The following is an 11,418-nucleotide window of genomic DNA, read 5'->3' on the forward strand; positions in this document are numbered from 1 at the left end:
ACCTGTGTTTATGAATAAACTCTTATTATGTTAACGCGATAAGCCCTGAAATGCAGTCCTGGCGGACATTTCAGGATTATCCTGAAACAGCCCTTTCAGCTCCGGCACGCAGGAACCACAGTTCGTACCACAGCGCAGCTTCGCCCCCAGCGCGTTGACGGAATCACACCCTCCGACGATCGCCTCCCGTATCGCATTTTCCCCGACGCTGAAACAGCTGCAGATGATGCGTCCCGGATCCGTTTCCTTCCCGACGCTCTGTCCGTTCAGCAAGGCGTGACGTTCTGAGGCCAGCACGGGTGGGGATTGAAAAGCGGCCTCAATCACCGTATGCGCCAGCGCCGGTAACGCGGTGCCCTCCCAGAAGCCCAGCATCAGCTGGCCTTCATGCCAGGCCAGCACGCTGCTGCGTTCGCCGGTTTGGGCAACCTGCAGCTGCCAGCCCCGGACGCCGGCGTATTCCATTACCCTCGACAGCAAAGGTTTATCGCACGCCACCGTCAGACGTAAGGCTTTGCGCCACCAGTAAACGGAAGAAGGCATTTCCGGCCATTCCCGGGCATAGAGTTCCCCCTGCCAGGCAGGCTGCCATGGCAGAATTCTGACCGCGGTTTGTTTACTCTCCGGCTGGCCCGAAACCGGATCGCAGCGCCCTTCCACCAGCGCATTCACCTTTCCCTGGCGGGCAAACTCAGCGTTCCAGTGCATCGGGGCAAACGCCTCGCCTTCCCGTATCCCGTCATTGATTCGTACTCTGACGACCATCACGCCGCGCGGCGAGCTAATTCGCGCCAGCTGGCCGTCGCACAGGGAAAGCCGAACGGCGTCTGCGGGGCAAACCTCAACAAACGGTTCGGCGATATGCTGCATCAGTCTGGCTACGTATCCCGTTCGGGTCATGGTATGCCATTGATCGCGGATGCGCCCCGAGTTAAGAATCAGCGGGTACAACGCGCTGACCGTCGCACCGTGCGACAGAGGATTAACGGGAACAATGTTTCGACGCGGGAAATCCCCCGTCGGCCACTGATAAGGCTCAAGCTGATCCCACTCCTCACGGGTTAGCGCAGCCAGGTCATGAAGATTCAATGCCCGCGCGCCGTCATTTTCAAAGGCCGTCAGCGCCGCATGTTCGCAAAAAATCTCGTGCGGATGTTGCCAGGCAAAGGCCTCGCCGTAGCCCAGCCGCTTCGCTACCTGCGCGACGATCCACCAGTCCGGCTTCGCCTCGCCCGGCGCAGGCAGAAACGCGCGCTGGCGTGAAATGCGCCGCTCGGAATTGGTCACCGTCCCGTCCTTTTCTCCCCAGCCCAAAGCCGGAAAACGGATATGGGCGAACCGGCTGGTGTCGGTATCGTTCTTCACCTCAGAGACCATCACCAGCGGGCAGCCCGCCAGCGCCTGACACACCGCGTGGCTGTCCGGCAGCGACACGGCGGGGTTAGTGCCCATAATCCACACCGCCTTCACCTCACCGCGGGCAATGGCGTCAAACAACTCCACCGCCATCAGCCCCGGCGTCTGCGCCAGCCGTTCCGTTCCCCAGAAACGCGCCACCCGCGAAAGATCGTTCGGCTCAAAGTTCATGTGTGCCGCCAGCTGGTTCGCCAGCCCGCCAACTTCCCTTCCGCCCATCGCGTTTGGCTGTCCGGTCAGCGAAAACGGGCCGCAGCCCGGACGGTTGAACTTCCCGCTGGCAAGATGAACGTTAATAATAGCGTTACACTTGTCGCTGCCGCTGGCGGACTGGTTGATACCCATGGTGTAGAGCGTAATTGCGCGAGGCGCGGTGATAAACCAGTCGTAAAAGGTACCAATGTCTTCTGACGGAAGATCGCAAAACGCCGCCACGCGGGCAATCGGCCACGCCTCGGTCCCCTGAATCAGATTGAGCAATCCTACAAACAGGCCGGCGTCGCTGCCGGGGGCGAGCGCCAGATGCAGGTCAGCAATATCACAGGTGGCGGTTCTGCGCGGATCGATTACCACCACCTTCATCTGCGGGTTGTTGCGCTTCGCCTGCACCAGCCGCTGATAGAGCACCGGATGCGTCCAGGCCGCGTTTGAACCCACCAGCACCACCAGATCGCTGTTTTCGACGTCCTCGTAGCTGCACGGCACCACGTCTTCGCCGAAGGCGCGCTTGTAGCCAACCACCGCCGAAGACATGCAGAGCCGGGAGTTGGTATCGATGTTTGCCGCACCGATAAACCCTTTCATCAGCTTGTTGGCGGCGTAGTAGTCCTCGGTAAGCAATTGTCCGGAGGCGTAAAACGCCACCGCCTGCGGTCCCCATGTGTCGATAATCTCCCGCAGACGCTCCCCTGCCGCGTTCAGCGCCTGCGCCCAGTCCACCTCAAGTCCGTCAACAACGGGGCGCAGCAATCGCCCCTGTAACCCCGTCGTTTCCCCCAGGGCCGATCCTTTCACGCACAGACGTCCCAGGTTCGCAGGATGGGTTTCATCTCCCCGAACGCTGACCGCTTCACCTTCCACGCTGGCAACTACGCCGCAGCCGACCCCGCAGTAGGGGCACGTTGTCCGGGTTTCCGTCATGAAGCCTCCGCACGCATTACCAGGGCGTCGCTGCCAACCCATACCTTGCCGTTTTCAATTTTCACCGGCCAGGCGCGCACCGCGGGTTCGCCGTTCTCTACCTGACAGCCGTCGCGCAGGCGAATGCGCTGCTTATACAGCGGTGAAATCACCACCGGCTCGCCCGCCGCATCGCCAAGAATGCCGCGTGAAAGCACGTTCGCATTACCGCCCGGTTCCCGATCGTCGAGGGCGTAAACGGTTTTGCCAAAACGGAAGAGCGCAATCGGCTTACGTCCAAGCCGCGCGCCGATGCCCGCCTGCTCGGGGATATCGTCGATGCCGCAAATTTCCTGCCAGCGCTTGCTTTCATCCGGCGCGGTGTCGTTCACCGTCGTGCGGAACAGCGCCAGACGGTTGGGATCGTTAAGCGTGGTTTGCCATTCGCACTGATAGGTTTCCACCACCCGGGCCATCTCCTGCTCCAGCTCGTGGGCGATACCCAGGCTGTCGTTGAGGATCACCTCCCGCAGGTAGTCGAGACCGCCTTCCAGGTTATCCATCCAGGTGCTGGTGCGCTGCAGGCGATCCGCCGTGCGGATGTAGAACATCAGGAAGCGGTCGACGGTGCGGATTAACGTTTCGTCATCCAGATCGCTGGCAAAGAGATCCGCATGGCGCGGCTTCATCCCGCCGTTGCCGCACAGATAGAGGTTCCAGCCTTTATCGGTGGCAATCACCCCCACGTCTTTGCTCTGCGCCTCCGCGCACTCGCGGGTGCAGCCGGAGACCGCCATTTTGATTTTGTGCGGCGCGCGCAGCCCCTTGTAGCGGTGCTCAAGCCTGACCGCGAGGCCGGTGGAGTCCTGCACCCCGTAGCGGCACCAGGTTGAACCGACGCAGGATTTCACCGTGCGCAGGGATTTCCCGTAAGCGTGCCCGGTTTCAAACCCGGCCTCCACCAGCGCCTGCCAGATCGCCGGCAGCTGTTCCAGAGTGGCGCCGAAAAGGTCGATACGCTGTCCGCCAGTAATTTTGCTGTACAGGCTGTAGCGTTTCGCAATCTGCCCGATGGCGATCAGCCCGTCCGCGGTCACTTCCCCCGCCGGCATGCGCGGCACGATGGAGTAGGTACCGTCTTTCTGGATATTGGCGAAGTAGCGGTCATTGGTGTCCTGCAGCGGCAGGTGTGCCGGTTTCAGCAGATACTCGTTCCAGCACGAGGCAAGCACTGACCCCACCAGCGGCTTACAAATTTCGCATCCGTGTCCCTGTCCGTAGCGGCTGATAAGCTGGTCAAAGGTGCGAATATGGTTGACGCGCACGAGGTGGTAAATCTCCTGGCGCGAGTACGGGAAGTGCTCGCAGATGTCCTTTTTCACCTCCACGCCCTGCTCAGCCAGCTGGAACTCCATCACCTGCTTCACCAGCGCGCTACATCCCCCGCAGCCGGTCGCCGCTTTGGTGCACTGCTTAACGGCGCCGATATCCGTCGCGCCCGAGCTCACCGCCCGGCAGATATCGCCCTTGCTGACGTTATGACACGAACAGATTTGCGCGCTTTCCGGCAGCGCCGCCACGCCGAGCGCTTTCGGCGCGCTGCCTGACGACGCGGGTAAAATCAGCGTTTCCGGCTCTTTTGGCAGGGCTATCCCGTTAAGCATCATCTGCACCAGCGTGGCGTATTCGCTGGCGTCACCCACCAGCACGCCGCCGAGCAGCGTTTTGCCGTCGTGGCTGACCACGATTTTCTTGTAGATTTGCTGCGGACCGTGCGTCCACTGATAGCTCAGCGCCCCCGGCGTGCGCCCGTGAGCGTCGCCGAACGAGGCGACGTCCACGCCGAGCAGCTTGAGCTTAGTGCTCATATCCGCGCCGGCGAAGGTTTTATCCTCACCCGCCAGCGCGGCGGCGGCCACCCGCGCCATCTGATAGCCGGGCGCGACCAGACCGAAGATTTTCCCTTCCCACAGCGCGCATTCGCCGATGGCCATCACGTCCGGATCGGAGGTCTGGCAACCGTCGTCAATGCAGATCCCGCCGCGTTCGCCGATAGCCAGCCTGCTGCTGCGCGCCAGCGCGTCCTGGGGACGAATGCCGGCAGAAAAGACCACCATGTCCGTTTCCAGCTGTTCGCCATCGGCAAAGCGCAGCACCAGCCCGCCGTCCGCCGTGGCGATCTCCGTTGTCGCTTTACTGGTGTGAACGCCGACGCCCAGCGCCTCAATTTTCTTGCGCAGCATCATCGCGCCGTCGTTGTCGAGCTGGACCGCCATCAGGTTAGGCGCAAATTCCACCACGTGGGTTTCCAGCCCGAGCTGCTTCAGGGCATTCGCCGCCTCCAGCCCGAGCAGGCCGCCGCCAATCACCACGCCGCGGCGCGAGCCCGCCGCATGCGCCGCAATGTTGTCCAGGTCGTCAAGGGTGCGGTAGACAAAACAGCCCGGCAAATCGTTGCCCGGCACGGGCGGCACGAACGGGTATGAGCCGGTCGCCAGCACCAGCTTGTCCCAGTGGGTTTCGTGCCCGCTGGCGGTGCGTACAACGCGCGCGTCGCGATCGATAGCGACGACCTGCTGCGACAGGCGCAGCTCAATGCCGTTGTCGGCAAAGAAATTCCCCTCCACCAGCGAGAGCGACGCCGCGCTGCGGCCGCCAAAATATTCCGACAGATGCACGCGGTCGTAGGCGGCATAGCGCTCCTCGCCAAAGACAACGATCTGATACTGCTTATGCAGATTGCGGTTAACGCAGTCTTCGAGAAAATGATGGCCGACCATACCGTGCCCAACCACCACCAGAGTAGGTTTTGTCATAGCATTGTGTCCTGCAACCTGCGGTTGCGTAGTAAAACGATCGAACAGCCAGTCCGCGTGGGCGGGCGCAGCCGTTGCCAGTAAATCGGTAAATGTTGCCGCGCTGCGGCAGTCGCCCATCAGCAGTACGCCAGCCAGCGCCCCCTGATTGATCAGTAAACGGCGATAGTGACGGGTCAGCGGATCCCATGCGCTCCAGACCACGTCGCCCTCCCGCTCTGCCGCGCGACCGAGACTGAACAGCTCCACGCCGGTCACCTTGAGGCGTACGCCGTTGTCAGTCAGGACAAACGGCGCGGTGACGTCCCCAGCCAGCCGCGCGGCAAGGATATCCGCCTGCGCCAGACAGGGGGCGACCAGGCCAAACGTCTGGCCGTCAATTTCGCAGCACTCGCCAATGGCGTAGACGTCCGGCTCGGAGGTTTGCATCTGGTGATCCACCACGATGCCGCGCGCGCAGCGAATGCCGCTGGCCTGCGCCAGCGCGACGCTGGGCTGCACGCCGGTCGCTAGCACCACGCGCGCGGCGGCGATACTGCGTCCGTTTAGCAGCGTCACGCTATTTCCGTTCACCGCTGCGATGCCAGAGACGAGCTCACAGCGCACGCCCCGCGCCGCCAGCGCCTCTTCCAGCAGCATTCCCGCCTGCCGATCCAGCTGCTGCTCCATCAGCCACGGACCGCGATGAACAAGCGTGACCTCGTCACCTGAACGCGCCAGCGCTGCCGCCGCCTCAACCCCGAGCACGCCGCCGCCCAGCACCACCGCCGGACCGACGATCGCCTGAATGGCCCGGGTATCTTCCAGGGTACGGAACGTGAACACATGCGGCGCATCGCAGCCGGGGATTGGCGGAATAAAGGGCGTTGATCCGGTGGCAAACACCAGCGCATCCCAGTCCAGCGTGCTGGCGGCGGTTTGCACTTCCCGCGTGTCCACGTTTACGGCGATCGCCTTTTCGCCCCGCAGCACCGTCACGCCGCGCGCCTGGTACCAGTCGTCATCCTGAAGACAGATGTCTGCAGCGTGCTTTTCACCGCCCAGCACCGGCGAAAGCTGGATGCGGTTATAGGCATGTTCCGGCTCGTCACCGATGACGGTGATAGCGAAACGACCGGCAGCACGCCCGGTGAGCGAGGCAATCAGCCGCGTAGCCGCCATGCCATTTCCGATAATGACCAGTCGCATCAAAGCCCCCTCGCTACGCCGCTTTTGGCTGCTTTTCATAGAGGAAATGAAGGATCTGCTGGCGCATGTGGTGATAGCGGCTGTCGTCCGCCAGCTGCACCCGGTTGCGCGGGCGCGGCAGATCGACGCGCAGGATCTCCCCGACGGTCGCCGCCGGGCCGTTGGTCATCATCAGCACGCGATCGGAGAGCAGCACCGCCTCGTCCACGTCGTGGGTAATGAGCACGATGGTGGTGTTCAGCGCCTGCTGGATCTGCATTACCGAGTCCTGCAGATGAGCACGCGTCAGCGCATCGAGCGCGCCGAAGGGTTCATCCATCAGCAGCACTTTCGGCTTCATCGCCAGCGCGCGGGCAATCCCGACGCGCTGCTTCATGCCGCCGGAGATCTCCCCCGGGCGCTTGTGCAGGGCGTGCCCCATCTGCACGCGGTCGAGATTGTGTTCAATCCACTCCCTGCGCTCCGCCTTGCTCATGCTGTGGCGAAACACGTGATCTACCGCCAGGGCCACGTTGTCGAAGCAGGTGAGCCACGGCAGCAGCGAGTGGTTCTGGAACACCACCGCGCGCTCCGGCCCCGGCCCGGCGATTTCGCGGTTGTCACAAATCAGCCCGCCTTCCGTCGGCAGGGTAATACCGGCGATGAGGTTCAGCAGCGTCGATTTGCCGCAGCCAGAGTGCCCAATCAGGCTCACGGTTTCGCCCTCGTGGATATCAAAAGAGACGTTCTGCAGCGCCAGAAACTCGCCGCTGGCGGTGGAAAAACGCTGGCTCACGGCCTGGACCTGAATTAATGGTTTCATGTTCGCTCCTTATTTTTCCTGCCAGCTAAAGCGCCGGGCGATCAGCATCAGCCCCTGCTCCAGCAGCAGCCCGACCACGCCAATGATGACGATGGCGATGAGAATGTTTTCGACGTTGAGGTTGTTCCACTCGTTCCAGATCCAGAAGCCAATCCCCAGCCCTCCGGTCAGCATCTCGGCGGCGACAATCACCAGCCAGGCGATGCCGATGGAGAGGCGCACCCCGGTCAGCACCGCGGGCAGCACCGCCGGGAAGAGAATGCGGCGCAGGATGGTCCACTCGGAAAGCTGCAGCACCCGGGCAACGTTGAGGTAGTCCTGCGGAATGCGGCGCACGCCTTCGGCGGTGTTGATCACCATCGGCCAGATAGAGCAGATAAAAATGGTCCAGCTCGACGCGGGCTCCGCTTTCTGGAACAGCAGCAGGCCGATGGGCAGCCAGGCCAGCGGGCTAACCGGGCGTAACAGCGCGATCAGCGGGCCGAACATGCGCGAAAAAAAGGTGAAGCGGCCAATCAGGAAGCCGAGCGGGATCCCGGCGAACGCGGCCAGGCCAAAGCCCACCGCCACGCGCTGTAATGAAGCGAGCACGTTCCAGCCGATGCCCATATCGTTAGGCCCGTCGCGATAAAACGGATCGGCAAACAGAGTAATGGCGGAATCGAGCGTGCTGAGCGGCGTCGGGAAACCTTTGCTGTTAATCGCCGCCAGCTGCCACAGCACGACCAGCAGTCCCAGACCGATTAACGCCGGAATGATGCGCTGAAGGATCGCGTTAATCCGACGCGCAAACGTCGGCGTACGGCGGCGAACCTGCACCGGAGGGAGGACAATCACCTCCCCACTCTCTGGCGTATCTGGTGATTTCGTCTTTTGCAGATGCTGCATAATCAGGCCCCTTTACGATGAATGGCGAAACGGCTGGCGTATCCTTCCGGGTCGGTACCGTTCCAGACGGTGCCGTCCATAAATGTGCTGCTGCGTAATGGTGAAGTCGGTGTGGTGATGCCCCCCACCGCCGTGGCGGCATCCTGCCAGACAGCGGTCTGGTTAATGCGCTGTGCAATACCCGCGTAGTCCGGCGCGGTTTTGAGCAAGCCCCAGCGGCGGAACTGGGTTAAGAACCACATACCGTCGGAGAGATATGGGTAGCTGACGGCCCCCTCGTTGAAGAAACGGATCGGGTGCGCGTCCTGCCAGCGCTGGCCCAGGCCGTTGTCGTACTCGCCGAGCATTCGCCCGGTGAGAAACTGTTCCTTGCAGTTGAGCCACGCCCGGCGGGAGAGGATCCGCGCGGTCTCGCGCTTGTTTTCCGGGGAGGCTTCGATCCAGCGTGCGGCCTCCAGCACCGCGCTGACCAGCGCCCGCGCGGTGTGCGGGTTTTTCTCCACCCAGTCGCGACGCGTGCCGAGGATTTTTTCCGGATGGTCGGCCCAGACAGACTGTGACGTCGCGGCGGTAAAGCCGATGCGGTCGTTAATCGCCCGCGCGTTCCACGGCTCGCCGACGCAAAAGCCGACCATGTTGCCAATGCGCATGTTCATCACCATCTGCGGCGGCGGCACCACCACCGTGCGCACGTCGTCAAAGGGGTTAATGCCCGCGCTGGCCAGCCAGTAGTAGAGCCACATGGCGTGCGTCCCGGTCGGGAAGGTGTGCGCGAAGGTGTAGGTGCCGGGCGCCTGCTGACCAATTAGCTTTTTCAGCCCGTCAAGGTCTCGAACGCCCTTCTCCGCCAGATCGCTGGAAAGCGTAATCGCCTGGCCGTTCTGATTAAGCGTCATCAGGTTTGCCATCTGCTGCGGCTTGCCGGCAATGCCCAGCTCCAGGCCGTACAGCAGGCCGTAGAGAATGTGCGCGGCATCAAGCTCGCCCGCCACCAGCTTGTCGCGCACCGCCGCCCAGCTCGCCTCTTTGGTGGGCACGATGGTAATGCCGTATTTTTTATCAAAGCCTTTCAGCGCCGCGATAACCACGGGCGCGCAGTCGGTCAGCGGGATAAACCCGATGCGCACTGTTTCCTGCTCCGGTTTATCCGAGCCTGCCGCCCATGCGGCCTGCATGATACCCGGTAACAGCATTGCGCCACTCGCCAGCATGCTGGCCTGCAATAAACGCCGTCTCGACAAATCCGCCATGACCACTCCTGAATAAAAACCAAAAAAAAGCGCCCACGATGCCGAAGCACCAGTGGACGCCTTTATCCCGAAGACGAATGCACCGCCGTTGGCGCATCGTCAAAAATGGTTAATCTGACAATGCAAAGCGAATGCCAGGTTTTAACACGCGGTTTTCGCGGTGTATCCCGCTTTACCCTCAGGTTTACGCACCTCAATCAGGCACAAAATGCCCGCTGATTGTGCAGCTACTCCTTTGGTATTACCTGCCACAAATTCTTCACCATGAGCAGCGCGCGGGCGATATCCACCATCCTTTGGTTCTTATCCATCGCCATTTTGCGCAGCGCCGTCCAGGCCTGTTCCTCACTCATATTCTGGTGGGTCATCAAAACGCTTTTCGCTTTATCTATGACTTTGCGCTCTTCAAGCGTATCGCGCAGCGACGCAAGCTGGCGCGAGAGCTGTTCTATCTCACGCGCCTGCTGGCGCACCAGGGTGAGCAACGGTTTTTCCGGGTACTGTATCAGCGGATCGTCCTGCTCATCGGCGGGAGGCACGTACTCATCGTTACGGAAAATACGCTCGTCCACCGCCGTCATCAGATCGGCGATGAGCGTCTCCTCCAGCGCGCGCAGATGCTCAAGGCGCGCGGTTTGCAGCGCAAACCAGGCCAGTGCGGTATGGCCGTTATCGGCGGCGGGCTGGCGGGTGCAGGCCACCCTTCGTAGCTGCTCCGTTTCACGATCGGGCTGGCAGTTTAAGGCAAAGGTGGCCTGTACCTCAGCGTGGCTGTGCGAGAGAAAGATTTCAAAGCAGGCCTGCTGCCCGTCGATGCGGTCAACCAGCCTCTGGCGAGTCACATCATCGAAAAAACCCTGCGTGAAGCCAATCGCCCCCAGCGCCCGCTCCTGTCCCGCCAGCTCCTTGCCCTGCATCAGGCTATAAAGCGCGACAAAACGTCCTGCGATTTGCGGATCGTCAATGCTGTCATTAAGCTGCGGTACGATACTGAGCAGATGGCGAAGCATGCGGGAGTAGTGTTCCATCGCCTGGGGTGCCGTTACCGTTTGCTGAATAACTCCTTCGCGCAGCGCGGGAAGCATATCCAGGCTCAGGAGCGCTCCGCCGATGCGTTCACAGACGGCACTTCCCGGAATCGGCGACTGTGTTTCAAGAATGCCGTAAAGGGCTGCGAGGATTTCATCCACCAGCGCCCGGCTGGCTTTGCATTCGGGGGCGTAAAGCTTACCCTGTGAGCAGAGCCAGACGTTGGACGCCCCGCGCTCGCACTGTAACATGTGCACCAGTTGGCTAATGCCGTGCACAAGCTCGCCAAGCTGTGCCAGCTTGCTTAGGTGCTCCCGGCGCATCATCTTTGCGCGCTCGAGCCATTCGGCAGCGCCTGGCGAAATGCCAGCCATTAATGTCATGCTTTCTCTCCGGAACAGCGAAACTCGGGAAAGCTAAGCAATATTCGTGCCTTTATAAGAACAGGAGTCAACATGCAAAAGATTGTGATCGTCGCCAACGGTGCGGCCTACGGCAGCGAATCCCTTTTTAACAGCCTGCGCCTGGCGATTGCGCTGCGTGAAAAAGAGAGTGACCTCGCGTTACGACTCTTTTTAATGTCGGACGCGGTCACCGCGGGCCTGAAGGGACAAAAACCAGCCGAGGGCTATAACATTCAGCAGATGCTGGAGATCCTGACCGCGCAAAACGTACCGGTGAAGCTTTGCAAGACCTGCACCGATGGCCGCGGTATTACCGGTCTGCCGCTGATTGATGGCGTAGAGATTGGTACGCTGGTTGAGCTGGCCGAGTGGACGCTGTCCGCGGATAAAGTATTAACTTTTTAATAATAAACCCGTAAAAATATTATTTTCTTATGGACGCGGTTTCAGCATCAAGTTTACCTGCGGGGTTGCCGATAGGCATGGAAACAACACAGCAGGTATTT

The 11,418-nt window shown here is 61.2% G+C and carries 7 protein-coding genes; 1 reads left to right on the forward strand and 6 read right to left on the reverse strand.

Annotated features, from left to right (window positions below; all coding sequences use genetic code 11):
- Window positions 1-30: 30 nt before the first annotated feature.
- The 6 genes from F0319_RS12715 to nasR form a co-directional block, all read right to left on the reverse strand.
- Complete coding sequence (locus F0319_RS12715; protein ID WP_149367107.1) at window positions 31-2,556, reverse strand: nitrate reductase; 2,526 nt, start codon at window positions 2,554-2,556, stop codon at window positions 31-33.
- Complete coding sequence (gene nirB / locus F0319_RS12720; protein ID WP_149367108.1) at window positions 2,553-6,539, reverse strand: nitrite reductase large subunit NirB; 3,987 nt, start codon at window positions 6,537-6,539, stop codon at window positions 2,553-2,555. The genes F0319_RS12715 and nirB overlap by 4 nt, the downstream gene beginning before the upstream one ends.
- 13 nt (window positions 6,540-6,552) lie before the next feature.
- On the reverse strand, window positions 6,553-7,341 hold the full coding sequence (locus tag F0319_RS12725; RefSeq protein WP_033145769.1) for an ABC transporter ATP-binding protein: 789 nt from the start codon (window positions 7,339-7,341) through the stop codon (window positions 6,553-6,555).
- 9 nt (window positions 7,342-7,350) lie between these two features.
- On the reverse strand, window positions 7,351-8,229 hold the full coding sequence (ntrB, locus tag F0319_RS12730) for a nitrate ABC transporter permease (RefSeq protein ID WP_111965922.1): 879 nt from the start codon (window positions 8,227-8,229) through the stop codon (window positions 7,351-7,353).
- A gap of 2 nt (window positions 8,230-8,231) precedes the next feature.
- Window positions 8,232-9,479 carry a CmpA/NrtA family ABC transporter substrate-binding protein gene (locus F0319_RS12735; protein WP_149367109.1) on the reverse strand — a complete coding sequence of 416 codons (1,248 nt, stop codon included), beginning with the start codon at window positions 9,477-9,479 and terminating at the stop codon, window positions 8,232-8,234.
- 227 nt (window positions 9,480-9,706) lie between these two features.
- Window positions 9,707-10,891 carry a nitrate regulatory protein NasR gene (nasR, locus tag F0319_RS12745; RefSeq protein ID WP_149367110.1) on the reverse strand — a complete coding sequence of 395 codons (1,185 nt, stop codon included), beginning with the start codon at window positions 10,889-10,891 and terminating at the stop codon, window positions 9,707-9,709.
- Between the two features lie 72 nt (window positions 10,892-10,963).
- Between nasR and F0319_RS12750 the strand changes: the two genes are divergently transcribed.
- Window positions 10,964-11,317 carry a DsrE/DsrF/TusD sulfur relay family protein gene (locus tag F0319_RS12750; protein WP_008499522.1) on the forward strand — a complete coding sequence of 118 codons (354 nt, stop codon included), beginning with the start codon at window positions 10,964-10,966 and terminating at the stop codon, window positions 11,315-11,317.
- Window positions 11,318-11,418: the final 101 nt, after the last annotated feature.

This window comes from Enterobacter vonholyi (assembly GCF_008364555.1).
In the GTDB taxonomy this organism is placed as follows: Bacteria; Pseudomonadota; Gammaproteobacteria; order Enterobacterales; family Enterobacteriaceae; genus Enterobacter; species Enterobacter vonholyi.